This window comes from Comamonas brasiliensis (genome assembly GCF_018292285.1).
GTDB lineage: Bacteria > Pseudomonadota > Gammaproteobacteria > Burkholderiales > Burkholderiaceae_C > Comamonas > Comamonas brasiliensis.
In genome coordinates this window covers 336,496-355,164 of the sequence record NZ_JAANES010000002.1, presented here as the reverse complement: position 1 = coordinate 355,164, position 18,669 = coordinate 336,496, and the positions used below count along the sequence as shown (strand labels likewise).

Genomic DNA, 18,669 nt, shown 5'->3' with positions numbered 1-18,669 from the left:
CTCACGACTGCAAGCGCGTTCGAGGTCCCCAACATGATTCGTGCCAATGCCACCGCAAAGCGAACCATCACCGGCCAGTTGCTGGAGATCGCCATGGGCCAGTCCTTCTGTGCGGTGATGATTACCGATGCCAGTCTGGGCGGCGAAGGGCCGGTGATCGAGTACTGCAATGCGGCCCTGTGCGAGATGACCGGATATGCCGAAGCGGAGCTGCTGGGCCGCTCGCCGCGCATGCTGCAAGGGCCTCTCACGGACCAGCAGGTGTTGCAGCGTCTGCATGACTCGCTGGAGCAGGGCCTGCCGTTCCAGGGCAGTGTGGTGAACTACCGCAAGGATGGCGGTAGCTACCACGTGGAGTGGAACATCTCTCCGGTGCGTGACGATCAGGGCGTGATCCGGCATTTTGTGGCCGTGCAGCGCGATATCTCGGAGCGCGTGCAGGCCGAGCAGGAGCGCGCGCTGCTGGCCAGGGCCTTGAATGCGGCCAATGATGGCATTCTGATCACGGACCGCAACTCCACCATCGTCTTCGTCAACCAGGCTTTTGAAGCCCTGACGGGCTATAGCGCGGCGGAACTGCTGGGCCAGCCCACCGAGATGCTGCGCTCGGGCCTGCACGAGCCCGAGTTCTATGCCCAGCTGCAGGAGGCCCTGAGTCTGGGGCACAACTTTCGCGCCACCTTCATCAACCGCCACAAGAGTGGCGGCGTGTACTACGCCGAGCAAAGCATTGCGGCCCTGCGCGATGAGTCGGGCCAGGTCAGCCACTATGTGGGGGCATCCAAGGACATCAGCCGCATGGTCAAGCGAGAGATGGAGCTGCGCGAGCGCGCCAACCGGGACAAGCTGACCGGCTTGCTCAATCGCCATGCGGGCGAGGCCGAGCTCAAGCGCAGCCAGCTGCAGGCCCAGAACCAGCTGCGTCCCTATGGCGTGATTCTCGGCGATATCGATCTCTTCAAGCAGGTCAACGACCGCTTCGGCCATGTCGCCGGAGACCGCGTGCTGAAGATGGTGGCGCAGGTGCTTTCCGGCAAGGTTCGGCGCTACGACCACGCCGTGCGCTGGGGCGGCGAGGAGTTTCTGATCATTCTCTCGGATGCCAGCCTCGGCGTGGCCGTGAGCCTGGCCGAGCGCATTCGGGGCGCCGTGGAGGCCTGCTCCGATCCCGAAGTCGGACGTTTCACCCTTTCCCTGGGGGTCGGGCTCTGGGAGCCTGGCGAGACCGAGGACGATCTGCTCAGGCGTGCCGATGCAGCGCTTTACCGGGCCAAGCACAGAGGACGCAACCAGGTGGCCGTTGCCACGGGGTCGATGAACATGCCGCTGGTGCAGGTGCCCGAGGCTCTGGCACAGCGCGATGCCCTGGCCTTTTCAGGGCAGAGCCCGGACAAGCCCTGGACAGGGTCTGCCTCACCGTAGAATTTGCCTTTCCTCCCGTCCTTGTCTCCAAAGCTTTTGAGTGGTTTGAACAATTCAGAACTGCATTCCGTGCAGGCCGATCTGGTGGCAGTGCTGGTCGCCGTCACGGGTGGCCAGCCCCGTATCCTGACCACCGGGTCCGGGCGGGCCTTGCCTGCCGGGCCCTTTACCAGCAACCACCGCTCGCTGCAGGCCAGCCTGCGCGCCTGGGTGGAGAAGCAGACCCATCATCCGCTGGGCTTTGTGGAGCAGCTCTATACCTTTGCGGATCGCGAGCGCTCGCAGCAACTGGGCATGCATGTCATCTCCATCAGCTATCTGGCGCTGACGCAGGAGCTGGACGAGACCGGTGCCGCCCAGCCGGGCTGGCAGGACTGGTACCGCTACTTCCCCTGGGAGGACTGGCGCGAAGGCATGCCCGGCGTGATCGCCGAACGCATTGCGCCAGCGCTGCATGCCTGGAGCGAAAGCGCTTCGGACAGCGTGGCCAGAAGCGCCAGATGGCAAAGAGCGGCCATGACTTTTGGTCTCGATGAGCACGAGTGGAACGAGGAGCTGGTGCTGCAGCGCTACGAGCTGCTGTTCGAGGCCGCCGTGGTGCCCGAAGCCTGGGGAGAGGGGGAGGGCGATGCCACCGCTTCACTGCTGCCCGGTGCGGCCATGAGCAACGACCACCGCCGCATTCTCGCCACCGGCATGGCCCGCTTGCGCGCCAAGATCAAGTACCGGCCCGTGGTGTTCGAGCTGATGCCCGAAGAATTCTCGCTGCTGCAGCTGCAGCAGACCGTGGAGGCGCTGGCCGGGCGCGGTCTGCACAAGCAGAACTTCCGCCGCCTGATCGAGCAGCAGGCGCTGGTGGAGGAAACCGGCCAGGTGACGGCCGTGGGCGCGGGCCGCCCGGCCAAGCTGTTCCGCTTCCGGCGCAATGTGATGCTGGAGCGCGCCATCGCGGGCAACAAGCTGCCGCTGGCCAGAAGTCATTGACTGCCTGATCCCTGCTGTGGATGAAGGACTGTTTTCACTGCGGCAGCGGCTTGACTTAAATAATGCTCAGATTTAGCATAAGTCGGCTTGCGCGAGCTGCGGCATTGATCCGGACGCCTTCGCGCTTTTTATTGAACTATAAATACTCAAAATGAGCATTAATAAAATTGCGGCCCTGCCCATTCCTTCCCTGCCCGATGTGATGCTGGAGCCGCTGGTGCGCATGGCCTTGCTGGAAGACCTGGGGCGCGCCGGAGACCTGAGCACCGACACCATCGTTCCCGCCGACGCCGTGAATGAGCTGCGCCTGATGGCCAGGCAGGAGGGCGTGCTGGCCGGGCTCGATCTGGCGCGCCTGGCCTTTGTACTGATGGACGGCCGCCTGGAGTTTGATGTCCGCTGCGCAGACGGCACGTTGCTGCAGCCCGGCATGGAGATCGCCCGCATTCGCGGCAAGAGCCGGGCCATGCTCACGGCCGAGCGCACGGCGCTCAATTACCTCTGCCATCTCAGCGGCGTGGCCACGGCCACGCATTCGATTGCCCGGGCCATCGAGCCCTTCGGCACGCGGGTGACCTGCACGCGCAAGACCATGCCGGGCCTGCGTGCCTTGCAGAAATACGCCGTGCGCGTCGGAGGCGGCAGCAACCATCGCTTTGGCCTGGATGACGCCGTGCTCATCAAGGACAACCACATTGCCCTGGCCGGCGATGTGGCCACGGCCGTGGGGCGCGCCCGTGCCGGTGTGGGCCATATGGTCAAGATCGAGCTGGAGGTCGATACGCTGGCGCAACTCGAGGTGGCGCTGCAACTGGGCGTGGATGTGGTGCTGCTGGACAATATGAGCCTGGAGGATCTGCGCACGGCGGTGGCCATGTGCAAGGGCCGGGCCATCACCGAAGCCTCGGGCCGTATCACGCCAGAGACCGCAGCAGCCGTGGCCGCCACGGGGGTCGAGCAGATCGCCGTGGGCTGGCTCACGCACAGCGCACGCGTGCTCGACATTGGCCTGGATGCCTGAGATGGCGCGTCTCACGGCAGGACCGGCCGCTCGCCGCCTCTGGATGGCGGCTGCCGCACTGCTGGCCGTGGCCGCTGCCGGCCTGTGGCAGTCGCATACCGGTGCGGCGGCTGCGATGCGCTTTGACAAGCCCATCACCATCGTCGTGACCTTTCCGCCCGGCGGCGGCACGGATCTGCTGGCCCGCCGACTGGGCACGGCCCTGCAGGAGCGCATAGGCCAGAGCGTGGTGGTGGACAACCGCCCGGGGGCCAGCGGCAACATCGGTGCACGCATTGTGGCCGAGGCCGCACCCGATGGTACGAGCCTGCTAATGGCTAATAGCTCTTTTGCCATCAACCCTGGTGTGTACCGAGAGTTGGGCTTTGATCCGCTCAAAGACTTCAAGGCAGTGTTCAATGCGGGCACCATTGCTTCGGTGTTGGTGGTTCCTGAGTCCAGCGGCATTCACAGCCTGGCGGATATGCTGGCACAGGCCTCACACGACAGACCGCTGGCCTTCGCCAGTTGCGGCAACGGTACGCCCCAGCATATGGCGGGCGAGATGCTGGCTCAGGTCACTGGCGCCAGCATGCAGCATGTGCCTTACAAGGGCTGCGGCCCGGCCATCACGGCAGTGGCTGCGGCCCAGGTTCCGCTGGGCATGGTGACGGCCAGCAGTGCGACGCCATTGATTGATGCCGGGCGTGCACGGGCGATTGCCGTCACGGCATCGACTCGCGTGGCATCTCTGCCAGATGTTCCGACCCTGGCCGAGCAGGGTGTGACAGGCTTTGCCGTGGAGCAGCGGCATGGCTTGCTGGCTCCAGCAGCAACACCAGAGGCGGCTGTTGTCCGTTTGCATCGGGAGTTGACGCAGATCTTGGCCGAGCCGGCGATGCAGCAGTCTTTGCGCACGCAAGGCTACACCTTGGTTCGTCAAAGCTCGGAACAGTTCGGTCAGCTCATTGAGGCAGATATGGAACGCTATGCGGCTGTGACGGCGCAGCTTGGGCTCAAGGCAGACTGAGACGTACCGGGCGCTTGTTGCCCCTGGTTGAAGTGTTCTGACAGGCTACCGGCGGTAGCCTGTTTTGTTTCAGGCCTGTGACGAACTGGCTATACCAAGGTATAGACGAGGCCAACTAAAAAACAGTCCCATCTTCCCAAGGAAGACTCGCTTTGTTGCAGGCCGGATTTGATAATTTGAGGCTAGGAGCAGGGCAGCAGACCTTGCCGTCCATCTTAAGGAGGGGTTTCCATTGGATTTGCGGTGCCATGGAGCACGGCCTTGCCCGTGTCTTTGTGCTTATCTGTTTCGCTGCACGCGTGCTCCTGTCACGAAGGAGTTGTGAGGACAGGGCAGCATCGGCCTCGGGCCGGGATCTGCCCTGACCATATTGATGCCACTGTTTGCTTCTTATGAAACCAGTTCTGAATTTTCATCGCCCCGTGGGGGCCGCATGTCTGCTGCTGTGCCTGGCTCTCAGCGCATGCACTGGGGACAAACAAGCCCCGGCCACCGATGCCGATAGCCAGACAGCTTTGCGTCGCGAAGGCAATCTGGTCGTGGTGCCAGCGCAATCACCGGTGCTGGCACAACTGAAGCTGGCCGAAGTCACGCAGGAGCAGATGCAGACGCTGATCTCCGCCACCGCCAATATCGAGGCCGAACCCGAGAAGCTGGTCAAGATCACGCCGCCGGTTGCCGGTCGTCTGGTGCGCCTGCATCGCCAACTGGGTGACCCTGTCAAAGCTGGCGAAGCGTTGATCACCATGGATTCGTCCGATATCTCCAGCGCTCGCGCCGACAACGCCAAGGCGCAGTCCGCGCTCTTGCATGCGAAGCAGGAGTTTGATCGCCAGAAACTGCTGTTCGATGCAGAAATTGCAGCGCGTAAGGACTATGAAGCTGCGCAGCAGTCGCTGGCCGCAGCCAGTGCTGATGCGCGCGCCGCGACAGACCGGCTGTCCCAGCTGGGCGCCGATGTGCAAGCCAGCTCGCGCGGCAGCTATGTGGTCAAGTCTCCCATCAGCGGTCGGGTGGTGGAGATGGAGGGCTCGCAAGGCGGTTACTGGAACGATGTGAATGCTTCGGTGATGACCGTGGCCGACCTCAGCAAGGTCTGGCTCAGTGCCAACGTGCCCGAGCGCGATCTGGCCCATGTGGATGTGGGCCAGGAGGCGCACATTGCGCTGACAGCCTATCCCGATCTCAAGCTTGAAGGCCGTGTGCAGTATGTGGGCGAGATCGTCGATACCGCCACGCGCAGCGTCAAGGTGCGCGTGGCCGTGGACAACCGCGAGGGCCGGTTGCGCCCCGGCATGTTTGCGCGCGTGAGCTTTGATGGCCCGGGGCGCGATGCCCTCATGGTGCCGGCCACGGCGCTGTTGCAGGGCAATGTGAGTACGCGGGTGTTTGTGGACAAGGGCCGCACGGGCAAGGGGGCGCGCTTCGAGCCGCGTGACGTGCAGGTTGGCGTGCAGCAGGATGGCAAGGTCGAGATCCGTTCTGGCCTGGCGGCAGGCGAGCGCATCGTCGTCAACGGTGGAGTGCTGCTGCAATGATCGAGCGCATCGTCAATCTCAGCTTTGCCCGCCGCGGCGTGGTCTGGCTGATCTTCATTTTCGCGGCCCTGTATGGCGTGTTCAGCTGGAAGCAGCTGCCGTTGGAAGCCTACCCGGACATCGCCGACGTGACCTCGCAGATCGTCACCCAGGTGCCCGGCCTGGCGGCCGAGGAAATCGAGCAGCAGATCACGATTCCGCTGGAGCGTGCACTGCTGGCCACGCCGGCCATGCATGTGCTGCGCTCGCGCAGCCTGTTCGGCCTGTCGTTGATCACCGTGGTGTTCGAGGACGGAGTTGATGGCTACTGGGCACGCCAGCGCCTCAAGGAGCGTATGGATGAGGTCGATCTGCCCTATGGCGCGCGCGCTTCGCTGGACCCCTACAGCTCGCCCACGGGCGAGGTCTATCGCTACACGCTGGAAAGCGCCACGCACAGCCTGCGCGAGCTGTCTGAGCTGCAGCAATGGGTGGTGATTCCGCGCCTCAAGAAAGCCCAGTCCGTGGTGGACGTGACCAATTTTGGCGGTCTGACCACGCAGTTCATGCTGGAGCTCGATCCCGCGCGTCTGCTGCAATATGGTTTGACCCTGTCGCAGGTGATCGAGGCCATCAATGCCAACAATGCCAGCGGTGGCGGCAGTGTCATCGACCGTGGCGAGGTCTCCTATGTGGTGCGCGGCGTGGGTCTGCTGCGCTCGCTGGACGACATGGGCAATGTGGTGGTCAAGACCTCGGACAACGGCACGCCCATCCTGGTCAAGGACCTGGGGCGCCTGACCTACGGCAATGTGGAGCGTCGCGGCATTCTGGGCAAGGACGACAACTCCGACACGTTGGAAGGCATTGTGCTGCTGCTCAAGGGGGCCAACCCATCGCAGGCACTGGAAGGCATTCACGCCGCGGTGAAGGAGCTCAATGAAAAGCTGCTGCCTGCCGATGTCAAGGTCGTACCCTACCTGGATCGCACCACGCTGATTGAGCGCACCACGCATACCGTGGGCAAGACTTTGGCCGAGGGCATGATTGTGGTGACCTTGGTGCTGCTGCTGTTCCTGGGCAGTCCGCGTGCGGCATTGATCGTGGCGCTGACGATTCCCATGGCGCTGCTGCTGGCCTTTGTGTTCATGCATCACGCTAAGATTCCGGCCAACCTGTTGTCGCTGGGAGCCATTGACTTCGGCATTCTGGTCGATGGCTCGGTGGTGGTGGTCGAGAACATTCTGCGGCGGCGCGAGGCCGAGCAGAATCGGCATCTGACACCGCGTGACGCGATTTCAGCCACGCTGCAGGTCGCACGCCCCATCTTCTTCGGCATGTGCGTGATCGCCGCTGCCTATCTGCCGCTGTTTGGCTTCGAGCGCATCGAGTACAAGCTATTTTCGCCCATGGCCAGCGCCGTGGGGGCGGCCCTGGTAGGTGCTTTGGCTGTGGCGTTGCTGCTCACGCCGGCTCTGGCCTGGCTGGCGTTCCGCAAACCGCGCAAGATCTTCCACAACCCCGTGCTGCATTGGTTGGGTGAGCGCTACGACCACTTCCTCGGCGTTGCCGTGGGACAGATGCGCTGGCTGGTCGGAGCGGTAGCTGCGGCGCTGGTGGCGTTGGTGCTGCTGGCTGGAACCATAGGCCGTGACTTCCTGCCCTATCTGGACGAGGGCTCGATCTGGCTGCAGGTGCAGATGCCGCCCGGCATCACGTTGGACAAGGCGCGCGACATGGCCGATGAGCTGCGCCGCACCACGCTGGAGTTTCCTGAGGTGTCCTATATCGTGACCCAGACGGGGCGCAACGACGATGGCACGGACTACTGGACGCCCTCGCACATCGAGGCCAGCGTGGGTTTGTATCCCTATGGCGAATGGAAATCCGGACTGACCAAGCAGCAGCTGATCGCCAAGATGGCCCAGCGTTTTGAGAAGCTGCCCGGCTATACCGTGGGCTTCATGCAGCCCATGATCGACGGCGTGCAGGACAAGCTCTCGGGTGCCCACAGCGATCTGACCGTCAAGGTCTATGGGCAGGACCTGGCCGAGGACCGACGCGTTGCTGATGAAATGGTGGCCATTCTGTCCAAGGTTCCCGGCGCGGCCGATGTGGCCGTGGACATCGAGCCGCCGCTGCCCAATCTGCGCATCGATCTGGACCGTGCGGCCGCTGCACGCTACGGCATCAACGCGGCCGAAGTGGCGCAGCTGATCTCCACCGGCGTGGGCGGTGCTTCCATCGGCCAGCTCTATGTGGGCGAGCGTAGCTACGACATGACAGTGCGCTTTGCGCCCGGCACGCGCAACAGCCCGGAGTCCATAGGTGCGCTGCGCCTGGCCGCTGCCAATGGCGCCCAGGTGCCGCTGGCCGAGGTGGCGCGCATCAGCACCACCGTGGGTCAGAGTGTCATCGTGCGTGAGGGCGGCGAGCGCCACATCCTGGTCAAGCTCAATGTGCGCGATCGTGACCTCGCGGGCTTTCTGAAGGATGCACACGACGCCATCGACGCCCAGCTCCAATACGACCGCCAGAAGATCCACATCGAGTGGGGCGGCCAGTTCGAGAACCTGCAGCGCGCCGAGGCGCGGTTGCTGGTCATTCTGCCGCTGACGCTGGGCATCATGCTGGTGCTGCTGTTCGGCGAGTTCGGCAATCTGCGCCAGCCGCTCTTGGTGCTGGGCGTGGTGCCGCTGGCCATGATCGGCGGCTTTGCGGGCCTGCATTTGCGCGGCATGACGCTCAATGTCTCCAGCGCCGTGGGCTTTATTGCGCTGTTCGGCGTGGCCGTGCTGTCAGGGGTGCTCATGGTCTCGCAGATCAACCGGCTGCGCCGGGAGGACGGACTGGATTTGCGTGCTGCGGTACATGAAGGAGCTTCGAGTCGCATGCGCCCGGTGCTGATGACGGCCACGGTGGCGGCCTTCGGCCTCACGCCGGCCATGCTGGCCACGGGCCTGGGCAGCGATGTGCAGCGGCCCCTGGCCACCGTGGTGGTCTGCGGCCTGGTCAGTGCCACGCTGCTGACCTTACTGCTGCTGCCCAACCTCTATTACGTGATCGAGCTGCGTGCCCAGCGTGCGGCCGAGCGCAAGCGCAGGCGCGCCGCCGAGCGAGGCGAACTCGACGATGACAGCGAAGGCCCGGTGACGACTGTTGCCGCTGCGGAGCGCATGGCTCCCTGAGCGGGTTGCCGATCAAACTGGACATAGCATGCAATTTCCCATTTCTTCCCTCAAGTGCCTGACCCTGCTGCTGGCAGCGCTGGGCCTGGGCGGTGCTGCGCTGGCGCAGACTGCCGCGCAGGCTCCGGCACTGTCAGCAGCAGCGGGGCTGAACTTTGCCGACTATCTGAGCGCTGTCGAGCAGAACAGCCTAGACCTGCAGTCCCAGCAACAGAACGTGGTGTCGGCCAGGGCTGGCATCGGTATCTCGGGCATACGTCCCGATCCGCAGCTGACGCTGGGCGTCTCGCGTGAGCAGGTCAGAGCCGGTACGCCGCGCCCACTGAACCGCAACTACGAAGTCAGCATGGAACTGGAGACCGGCGGCAAGCGCTCGGCCCGCGTCCGTGCCGCGCGCAGTCAGATGAGACTGGCTGAAGCCGGTGTCGAGGGCTTTCGCACTCAGCTGTTTTCCGATGCGGCCCAGGACTTCACCCAGGCCTGCCGCGACCAGCAGGCGCTGCAGCGCAAGGAGCAGACACTCAAGGCACTGTCCGATGTGGTCAAGGCCAACGAGGTGCGACGCAAGGCTGGCGACATCGGTGCCGTGGAATGGCGGCAGTCGCGCGTGGAGCGCGACCAGTTTCAGACCGATGTCACTCAGGCACGTGCCGATGCCCAGACTTCGCGTCTGGCACTGAGCGTTCCTCTGGGACGCAGGCTGTCCGAGGTTTTCAGCTCGGAAGACCTGCAATGCGATTTCCAGCCCTTTGCCAACAACAAGAACATCGAGGCTTTGGTGGTTCAGGCGCTTGATGCGCGCAGCGATGTGCGGGTGGCCCAGGCCACGCTGGACAATGCGCGCGACAACGCCGGCGTGGCGCAGGCCAACCGCTGGGTCAATCCCACGCTGGCCGTGGGCATGGCCACCATCCCGGCCACGGTTGCGGGCGTCGACAACCAGGGCAACCCTTATGACGCGGGCAACCGCTCGCGCATGCTGTCGGTATCGGTCAGCGTGCCGATTCCGTTCTCGCGCCTGAACCGTGGCGAGGTGCTGCAGGCCGAGGCTGTCGTGACTCAGGCCATGCTGGGCCTGCAGCAGTCGCAGCACAAGGCCGAGACCGATGTGCGCTCGGCCTATTTCCGCTTTGCTGCAGCAAGGGAGAACGTGGATCGCTACCGCAGCAATGTGCTGACTGATGCGCAGCGCGTGCTGGAGAGCATTCGCCTGTCCTACCGCCATGGCGAAGCTTCGTTGCTGGAGTTGCTGTCGGCTCAGCGCTCGGCCGATGATGCCTATCTGGGCTATCTGCAGGCCGAAGCCGATCTGGCCAAGGCCACGGTCGATCTGCAACTGAGCATAGGTCAGCGGCCTGCGCTGTGACGGGTGAATCGGGCGAGCAGGGACGGCGGGCGCACATCATGCGCTGTGCCATGAGTCACAATCGTCGAATCTTTCACGTTCTGAGCACGACCTTGCACGCCATGACCGCCGAACCGCAACGCTTTCTGCATCTGCGCCAGGCCTTGATCCTGCTTGCCATGGCTGCGGCCATGGCCGTCATTTTTGCGCTGGATACGCTGACCGAATACGCGGTGGCAGCAGCTGTTTTTCATACGGCCATCATTCTGGTAGCAGTGCGCTGGTTCAATCCTCTGCTGGTGATCGCCATCACGGGCTTGTGCATCGCACTGACCCTGGCCAGCTTTGCATTGACCCCGGCTGGTGCTTATCGCACGGGGCTTATCAATACCGGTATCAGCATTCTGGCCATCGTGATTACGGCCTATCTGGGCCTGAAGATGGTTGCGGCCCAGAATGCCGCGCATGCGGCACAGACCCAGCTGCTGCGCATCACCCAGGCCACGAGCCTGGGGCAGGTGACTGCCTCGATTGCGCATGAGGTCAACCAGCCGCTGGCAGCCATTGTCACCAGCGGCAATGCCTGCCAGCGCTGGCTGGCCCAGCAGCCGCCGAATCTTGAAAAGGCGGGTCAGGCGCTGGAGCGCATCCTCGGCGATGCCCAGCGGGCCAGCGATGTCATTGCGCGCATCCGTTCCATGGCGCGTGGCGAGGCACCAAGCAAGCAGAAGTTCGATCTGAATGACGCCGTGCGCGAGATGGTGCATCTTTCGGGGGCCGATCTGAATCAGCGCTCCATTGCCATGGACTTGCAACTGGCCTCAGGGTTGGCGCCAGCATGGTGCGACCGCGTGCAGTTTCTGCAGGTACTGGGCAATCTGCTGCTCAATGCGATGGACGCCATGCAGGACACACCGGTCGTGCAGCGGCGCATCATGGTTGCCACGCAGTCCCTGGGACAGCAGCTGGAGCTGACGGTGACGGACGCCGGGGAAGGGCTGTCAATGTCTGCAAAAAGCCATCTCTTCGATGCCTTCTGGACTACCAAGCGCGAGGGTATGGGACTGGGACTGAACATCTGCCGCAATATGGCGGAAGCCAATGGTGGCCGTATCTGGGCCACCGATCGTGAGGACGACCGCAGCGGAGTTGTGTTCCATGTCACCATCGCCTCTTTCGTGGCTGCAGGGGATGCAGCAGGAGGGAAAAAGCTTGGCTGAGATGGAAACCGTATATGTGATCGATGACGATGCCTCGGTGCGTGTCGCCATCGAAGATTTGCTGCTGTCCGTGGGCTTGTCCGTATCGGCATTTGGTGCAACGCGGGACTTCCTCACGCATCTGGAACTGAGCCCGCCTGAAGGGCCTGCCTGCCTGGTGCTGGACATTCGCATGCCAGGCCAAAGCGGCCTGGAGTTCAGGCGACAGATGCTGGAGCTGGGTTTGCGTTTTCCCACCATCTTCATTACCGGGCATGGCGATATTCCCATGAGTGTGGAAGCCATGAAGACCGGGGCCATAGAGTTTCTGCCCAAGCCGTTTCGCGATCAGGATTTGCTGGATGCCATACAGCAAGGCATTGCCATTGATCGCCAGCGCCGTGCGCAGGATGGGCAGTTGCTGGAGCTGCGTTCGCGTTGGAATTCGCTGTCCAGTGGAGAGCAGTCCGTGTTGACTGGAGTGGTGCGAGGCCTGCTCAACAAGCAGATCGCAGGCGAGTTGGATGTCAGCGAAATCACGATCAAGGTCAGGCGCTCTCAAGCCATGCGCAAGATGGGGGCCGGCTCGGTCGCCGACTTGGTGCGCATGCTGGAGAAGCTGAGCATTCGCTGATTGTGGGCGCTTAGTTGGCCCACAGGGCAGTCACCTTCTGGGTCGCAGGTGCCTGTACGGTGAACGTAAAACTTGTTCGTGTCGGTTTCCATGTGCCGATCGCGCATGAATTTTCTGGAGCATGTGCGGGTTGCCAGTTCACAATGGATGGCTCGCCAGGAGCTGTCAATGCGTCAGCAAAGAACATTCAATAACAAAAATTTTTTCGGCAAGCTTTGCACCGGTAGCTTGGTGTCCTTGTGCATGACATGGGGTTTGACCGCTCATGCGCAGCAGAGTGCAGCGTCAGCTCAGGTCGGCAGTGAAGCTGCTGCTGCAGGGCCGGTAGCTGATTTGAGTGGGGAAACCATAGAGCCTGAGAAGTGGAATGCCAAGTTCCAGGCCACCTATGTCTGGCAGCGCAAACCGTCCTTTTTTGCCCCCTATACCGGAGAGAAAAGCCTGCGGCCAGAGCGTGAACGCAGCTACTCCTTCACGACCACTGCATCTTTCGGATACCGTCCCTGGGCCGGGGCTGAGGTCTATCTTGATCTGGAAGGCGCGCAGGGCATTCCGCTGTCGGGACTGACTGGCCTGGGCGGTTTTACCAATGGGGAATTGGCTAAAACTTCGGGCGCAAGATTGAAGCTTTATCGCGCCCGAGCCTTCTTGCGCCAGACCTGGAGCCATGGCGGCGAGCAAGAGGCCGTGGAGTCAGAGGCAAGGCAGTTGGCAGGCATGGTGGACAAGCGTCGTACTGTGCTCACCGTGGGTAATCTGGCGGTCATCGATGTCTTTGACGACAACCGCTACAACCATGATCCGCGCACGCAGTTCATGAATTGGTCGCTGATGACTCAAGGCGCGTTTGACTATGCAGCCGATGCCAGGGGCTATAGCTGGGGTGCGGTGCTCGAATGGTTTCACGATGACTGGGAGGTGCGTTTCGGCCGCTTCATCCAGCCCAAGGAGCCCAACGGTCAGCCGCTGGACTATCGATTTTTCAAACACTATGGCGATCAGCTGGAAGTTGCTCACGCGCACACGCTGGCGGGCCAGCCGGGCAAGTTGCGGGCTTTGGTATTCCGCAACCACGCTGTGATGACCCGCTATGACGATGCCCTGAACTTGGCGGCGCAGACCGGAGGGGTGCCTGATCTCAATGCCGCGCGCTACGGTGCCAGAAGCAAGCATGGTGTCGGCATCAACCTGGAGCAGGCATTGAGCGATGACGTGGGCCTGTTTGCTCGTGGCAGCTGGGCGGATGGCAAAACGGAAATCTATGCCTTCACGGAAATCGACCGCTCGCTTTCTGCAGGCCTGCTGATTCAGGGGCGCAAATGGGGAAGAGCGAACGATACGCTGGGTGTTGGCGTGGCGCGCAATTTCCTTTCGTCCACACACCGCCAGTATCTGGCAAAGGGCGGGACGGGTCCGTTTATTGGCGACGGGCGTCTGAGCTATAAGCCTGAGAACATTCTGGAGATGTTCTACAGCGTGGGGATCAGCAAACAATCCAGCATCAGCTTTGACTGGCAGCATATCCGCAACCCTGCATACAACGCGGACCGTGGACCCGTCAACGCACTGGCTGTGCGTTTGCATACCGAGTTCTGATCTAGAAAAACCGCAGGATGATCTGGTGCAGGCCTGCCGTCATCAAGGCGTAGCGCAGGAATTTTCCAACTGCCATATAGGCGACGCAGGGCCAGAAAGGCAGGCGCACCCAGCCGGCGACCGCACACAGTGGGTCGCCGACGACGGGCAGCCAGCTCAGCAGGCAGGCCTTGGCGCCGTACTTGCGTAGCCAGTAACGGGCGATGCGGTTCCAGCGCGACTTGTGGTGCATGTTCTGGGGGGGCGGCTCTCCATGCCGACGCAGCTTTTTGGCCTTGTTCCAAGCCTGGTGGGCGGCCAGTCCCATCCACCAACTGATGGCCCCTCCCAACGTGTTGCCTGCGGTGGCGACCACAATGGCGGGCCAGAACAGGTCGGGGTTGGCTGAGACCAGTGCGGCCACCACGGGCTCGGAGCCCAGCGGCAGCAGGGTGGCCGAGACCAGGGCCACGACAAACACGGTGCTCAGGCCCATCTCGGGCAGGGTCAGCCATTGCAGCAACTGATGTATCCATGCTTCCATAGGGCGGCTAGTTTAGGCGGCTCATCCAATTCCCTGAATTTTGCCTCCTGTCATTCATCAGTCATGAGCCATAGTGGCAGGCTGCTGATGTATGGTTGCCTTTACAAATGCGTACACGGGTGTTGTCCGGTAACGCCAGATTAATGGGAGTAAGAATGGCTTTGGGCCCTCTGAAAAAAATGACGCGACCAAGTCAGGCAGCAGGCCTGATTGTTGCTTTGCTTTTGATAGCTGGTTGTGTCAATGGAATCAAGACCATAGCGCCATCTGGTGCCAGACCTGCAACCGCAGTCACCGCCGATCTGGTGCCGCTGGCGACGCGGGCTCCGGGCGTGCGCCAGGATATGCGCTATGCCACGCGCCACAACTTCCTGGGCCGCCCCGTGGCCGGCTATGAGGCCGGGGAATGCTGGCTCAGCCGCGCGGCCGCCGAATCCCTGGCCGCCGCTCAAAGCGAGCTGGCCGGGCAGGGCCTGGCCCTGAAGGTCTACGACTGCTACCGCCCGCAGAAGGCCGTCGACGACTTTGTGCGCTGGGGTCGTGATCTGGCCGACCAGAAGAACAAGGACATGTATTACCCGCGCGTGCCCAAGAGCGAGCTGTTCAAGCGCGGCTATATCGCCGAGAAGTCGGGTCACAGCCGTGCCAGCACCGTGGACGTGACGCTGCTGGTGGTGGATGCCAGGCGCGCCAGCAAGTGGGTGCGCGGCCCGCTGGCCGAAGGCATCGAGGTGGACATGGGCACGCCCTTCGATCTGTTTGACGAGCAGTCGCATACCGACAATGCCCAGCAGTCGCCCGATGTGCAGCACAACCGGCGCTGGCTGCGCAGCCTGATGCAGCGCAACGGCTGGAAGAATCTGCCCGAGGAGTGGTGGCACTACACGCTGGTCGGAGAGCCCTATCCCGAGAAGTACTTCGACATGCCGGTGCGCAGCAACTGAAGCGCCGGCGCCGCAGCACCCGATAGTGATTCGACCCGCAGGGTGATGCATGGCGTTTGGTTCTGCTGAAATTTTGGGCAGGTATAATCCGGCCCTCTTTTCCAGCGCCCGGTTTGCGCCAGACCCTGTCTGCCGCCGAAGCCAGATTTCTCCATGCCCGCCCTGCACATTGGTCATATTCCATTGGCAAATCGTCTGTTTGTCGCTCCCATGGCGGGAGTGACGGACCGGCCGTTTCGTCAGCTGTGCAAGGCCTTGGGGGCCGGCTATGCGGTCAGCGAGATGGTGACCAGCCGCAAGGATCTGTGGAACAGTCTCAAGACCAGCCGCCGTGCCAACCATGAAGGCGAGCCCGGGCCGATTGCCGTGCAGATCGCCGGTACCGAAGCGCTCATGATGGCCGAAGCCGCCGTCTACAACATCGAGCGCGGCGCGCAGATCATCGACATCAACATGGGCTGCCCGGCCAAGAAGGTCTGCAACAAATGGGCGGGCTCCGCCCTGATGCAGAACGAGCCGCTGGCCGTGGAAATTGCCCAGGCCGTTGTGGAGGCCGCACGCCCCTACAACGTGCCCGTCACCCTGAAGATGCGCACGGGCTGGTGCGACACACACAAGAACGCTGTCTTGCTGGCGCGCCAGTTCGAGGATGTCGGCATCCAGATGCTGACGGTGCACGGACGCACGCGCGAGCAGGGCTACAAGGGCTTTGCCGAGTACGACACGATTGCGGCCGTCAAGCAGGCGGTCCGGGTGCCGGTGGTGGCCAACGGCGATATCAACAGCCCCGAAAAAGCCCGCGATGTGCTGGCCTACACGGGGGCGGACGCCATCATGGTCGGCCGCGCAGCGCAGGGCAGGCCGTGGATCTTCCGCGAGATTGCGCACTTTCTGGCCACCGGCGAGCATATGGCTGCGCCCCTGGTAGCCGAGCTGCGCCGCCTGCTGCTCGAGCATCTGCAAGATCACTACAGCCTGTACGGCGAGGGAACCGGCGTGCGCAGTGCCCGCAAGCATATTGCGTGGTATCTGCGTGCTCTGCCGGGCGGGGAAGAGTTCAGAAAACACATCAACACCATTGAGGACTGTGCGGTGCAATGGCAGGCCGTGGCCGACTATCTGGATGCCTTGGGGCAGCAGATGGATCGTATCCCGGCGGCCACGGCCGCTGCTGAAGCAAGCAGCGAGCTGGATGAACCGGCAGAAATGACTGCATGAGCCATCAGAATTTAGAACAAGTCGTTCGCGATAGCCTGGAGGGCTATTTCCGCGATCTCGAGGGCGAAACACCAGCCAATGTCTACGACATGGTGATTCGTCTGGTTGAAAAGCCGCTGCTGGAAGTGGTGATGGGCCAGGCCGACAACAACCAGTCGCGCGCCGCCGAATGGCTGGGCCTGAACCGCAACACCCTGCGCAAAAAGCTGGTCGATCACGAGTTGCTCTGAACGACGAGGCTACCGAATCCATAGCTGCAAGCGCTGATCCATCTGCACTTGCAGCTTGTTTTTATCCAAACTTTGAATTGACGCCCATGAAAGCTCTGATCTCCGTCTCTGACAAGACCGGTATCGTCGAATTTGCGCAGGCCCTGCACGCTCTTGGCGTGCAGCTGCTGTCCACCGGTGGCACTGCCAAGCTGCTGGCCGACAAGGGCCTGCCCGTGACCGAAGTCGCTGAAGTCACCCGATTCCCCGAAATGCTGGATGGCCGCGTCAAGACCCTGCACCCCATGGTGCACGGCGGTCTGCTGGCTCGCCGTGACCTGCCCGAGCACATGGCCGCGCTCAAGGAACATGGCATCGAGACCATCGACCTGCTGGTGGTCAATCTCTATCCCTTCGAAGCCACCGTGGCCAAGGCGGGCTGCACCCTGGCCGACGCCATCGAGAACATCGACATCGGCGGCCCCGCCATGGTGCGCTCCGCCGCCAAGAACTGGAAGGATGTGGGCGTGGTCACTGCCGCCGACCAGTACGAAGCTGTGCTGGCCGAACTCAAGGCGAACGGCAAGCTGTCCAACAAGCTGCGTTTTGCACTGTCCGTGGCGGCCTTCAACCGCATTGCCCAGTACGACGGAGCGATCAGCGACTACCTGTCCAGCGTCAAGTTCGAAGACGAAAAGCTCAGCGAAGAATATGTGCCCGAGCGCGCTCTGTTCGGCGGCCAGTCCAACGGCCATTTCATCAAGGTGCAGGATCTGCGCTACGGTGAAAACAGCCACCAGCAAGCCGCCTGGTACCGCGACCTGTACCCCGCTCCCGGCTCGCTGGCCACGGGCGTGCAGCTGCAGGGCAAGGAGCTGAGCTACAACAATATCGCCGACGCCGATGCGGCCTGGGAATGCGTCAAGAGCTTTGACACCCCTGCCTGCGTGATCGTCAAGCACGCCAACCCCTGCGGCGTGGCCGTGGGCGCCAATGCTTTCGAAGCCTATTCCAAGGCCTTCCAGACCGACCCCACCAGCGCCTTCGGCGGCATCATCGCCTTCAACCGCCCCGTGGACAAGGCTGCTGCCGAAGCCGTGTCCAAGCAGTTCGTCGAAGTGCTGATGGCTCCTGACTTCAGCGCCGAAGCCCTGGAAATCTTCAAGGCTAAGGTCAATGTGCGCCTGATGAAGATCGCTCTGCCCGCCGGCGGCGCAACCGACTGGGACAACGGCCGCAACGCCATCGAGTCCAAGCGCATCGGCTCGGGCCTGCTGCTGCAGACCTCCGACAACCACGAGCTCAAGCTGGCCGACCTGAAGGTCGTGACCGTCAAGCAGCCCACGCCCGAAGAGCTGAACGACCTGCTGTTCGCCTGGAATGTGGCCAAGTTCGTCAAGTCCAACGCCATCGTTTTCTGCAAGAACGGCATGACCATGGGCGTGGGTGCCGGCCAGATGTCGCGCCTGGATTCGGCCCGCATCGCCTCCATCAAGGCCGAAGCCGCCAAGCTGTCGCTGCAGAACACTGTCGTGGCGTCGGATGCCTTCTTCCCCTTCCGTGACGGTCTGGACGTGGTGGTCGATGCAGGCGCAACCTGCGTGGCCCAGCCCGGCGGCTCCATGCGCGATCAGGAAGTGATCGATGCTGCCAACGAGCGTGGTGTGGCCATGGTGTTCACCGGCGTGCGTCATTTCAGGCATTGATCAGGAAACACCCCCTGAGGCGCTATCGCGCCTTCCCCCTTTCTGGCGCTGCGCGCCGCGGAGGGGGACGACAGCCTCGCTGCGAGGCGGCTCTTGCTCGCTGTCCCTTTGATGGGACATGCCTGTTCGGGTAATGTGCTCAATGGCTGGCGTT

At 62.7% G+C, this 18,669-nt stretch carries 15 protein-coding genes; 14 read left to right on the top strand and 1 reads right to left on the bottom strand.

All coding sequences use genetic code 11. The annotated features are described in order from the left end of the window. Positions 1–33: 33 nt before the first annotated feature. The 10 genes from DJFAAGMI_RS10045 to DJFAAGMI_RS10000 all read left to right on the top strand — a co-directional run bounded on the left by DJFAAGMI_RS10045 (position 34) and on the right by DJFAAGMI_RS10000 (position 13,915). Entirely contained in the window at positions 34–1,422 is a 1,389-nt protein-coding gene (locus DJFAAGMI_RS10045; RefSeq protein ID WP_211457034.1) for a sensor domain-containing diguanylate cyclase, read from the top strand. 45 nt (positions 1,423–1,467) lie between these two features. After that, positions 1,468–2,406, top strand: a complete 939-nt coding sequence (locus tag DJFAAGMI_RS10040; protein WP_211457033.1) for an NUDIX hydrolase — start codon at positions 1,468–1,470, stop codon at positions 2,404–2,406. A gap of 151 nt (positions 2,407–2,557) precedes the next feature. After that, on the top strand, positions 2,558–3,427 hold the full coding sequence (gene nadC, locus DJFAAGMI_RS10035; RefSeq protein WP_211457032.1) for a carboxylating nicotinate-nucleotide diphosphorylase: 870 nt from the start codon (positions 2,558–2,560) through the stop codon (positions 3,425–3,427). Position 3,428: 1 nt separating this feature from the next. Then, a complete protein-coding gene (locus DJFAAGMI_RS10030) occupies positions 3,429–4,436 on the top strand; it encodes a tripartite tricarboxylate transporter substrate binding protein (protein ID WP_211457031.1) in 1,008 nt (335 codons plus the stop codon). A 392-nt stretch (positions 4,437–4,828) separates the two neighbouring features. Beyond that, positions 4,829–5,974 (top strand): efflux RND transporter periplasmic adaptor subunit, encoded by a 1,146-nt coding sequence (locus tag DJFAAGMI_RS10025; RefSeq protein WP_211457030.1) that lies wholly within the window; start codon positions 4,829–4,831, stop codon positions 5,972–5,974. Then, positions 5,971–9,141, top strand: coding sequence for an efflux RND transporter permease subunit (locus DJFAAGMI_RS10020; RefSeq protein WP_211457029.1), 3,171 nt, complete (start codon positions 5,971–5,973; stop codon positions 9,139–9,141). Before DJFAAGMI_RS10025 ends, DJFAAGMI_RS10020 begins: the two co-directional genes overlap by 4 nt. Positions 9,142–9,169: 28 nt before the next feature. Next, on the top strand, positions 9,170–10,507 hold the full coding sequence (locus DJFAAGMI_RS10015) for a TolC family protein (protein ID WP_211457028.1): 1,338 nt from the start codon (positions 9,170–9,172) through the stop codon (positions 10,505–10,507). Between the two features lie 101 nt (positions 10,508–10,608). Beyond that, on the top strand, positions 10,609–11,706 hold the full coding sequence (locus tag DJFAAGMI_RS10010) for a sensor histidine kinase (protein WP_211457410.1): 1,098 nt from the start codon (positions 10,609–10,611) through the stop codon (positions 11,704–11,706). Between the two features lies 1 nt (position 11,707). Continuing rightward, a complete protein-coding gene (locus DJFAAGMI_RS10005) occupies positions 11,708–12,319 on the top strand; it encodes a response regulator transcription factor (protein WP_249334136.1) in 612 nt (203 codons plus the stop codon). A gap of 243 nt (positions 12,320–12,562) precedes the next feature. Beyond that, positions 12,563–13,915 carry a carbohydrate porin gene (locus tag DJFAAGMI_RS10000; protein ID WP_249334134.1) on the top strand — a complete coding sequence of 451 codons (1,353 nt, stop codon included), beginning with the start codon at positions 12,563–12,565 and terminating at the stop codon, positions 13,913–13,915. A gap of 1 nt (position 13,916) precedes the next feature. Here the strand turns inward: DJFAAGMI_RS10000 and DJFAAGMI_RS09995 are convergent, their stop codons facing one another. Further along, positions 13,917–14,438 (bottom strand): YqaA family protein, encoded by a 522-nt coding sequence (locus DJFAAGMI_RS09995; protein ID WP_211457026.1) that lies wholly within the window; start codon positions 14,436–14,438, stop codon positions 13,917–13,919. Between the two features lie 179 nt (positions 14,439–14,617). Between DJFAAGMI_RS09995 and DJFAAGMI_RS09990 the strand changes: the two genes are divergently transcribed. The 4 genes from DJFAAGMI_RS09990 to purH all read left to right on the top strand — a co-directional run bounded on the left by DJFAAGMI_RS09990 (position 14,618) and on the right by purH (position 18,515). Next, positions 14,618–15,382, top strand: coding sequence for a M15 family metallopeptidase (locus tag DJFAAGMI_RS09990; RefSeq protein WP_249334132.1), 765 nt, complete (start codon positions 14,618–14,620; stop codon positions 15,380–15,382). Positions 15,383–15,535: 153 nt separating this feature from the next. Then, the gene (gene dusB / locus DJFAAGMI_RS09985) at positions 15,536–16,600 is read left to right on the top strand and encodes a tRNA dihydrouridine synthase DusB (protein WP_211457024.1); all 1,065 of its coding nucleotides are present in this window, start codon (positions 15,536–15,538) and stop codon (positions 16,598–16,600) included. Then, a complete protein-coding gene (locus DJFAAGMI_RS09980) occupies positions 16,597–16,830 on the top strand; it encodes a Fis family transcriptional regulator (protein ID WP_003051481.1) in 234 nt (77 codons plus the stop codon). The genes dusB and DJFAAGMI_RS09980 overlap by 4 nt, the downstream gene beginning before the upstream one ends. A gap of 86 nt (positions 16,831–16,916) precedes the next feature. Then, entirely contained in the window at positions 16,917–18,515 is a 1,599-nt protein-coding gene (gene purH / locus DJFAAGMI_RS09975) for a bifunctional phosphoribosylaminoimidazolecarboxamide formyltransferase/IMP cyclohydrolase (RefSeq protein WP_211457023.1), read from the top strand. The last annotated feature ends 154 nt before the right edge of the window (positions 18,516–18,669 follow it).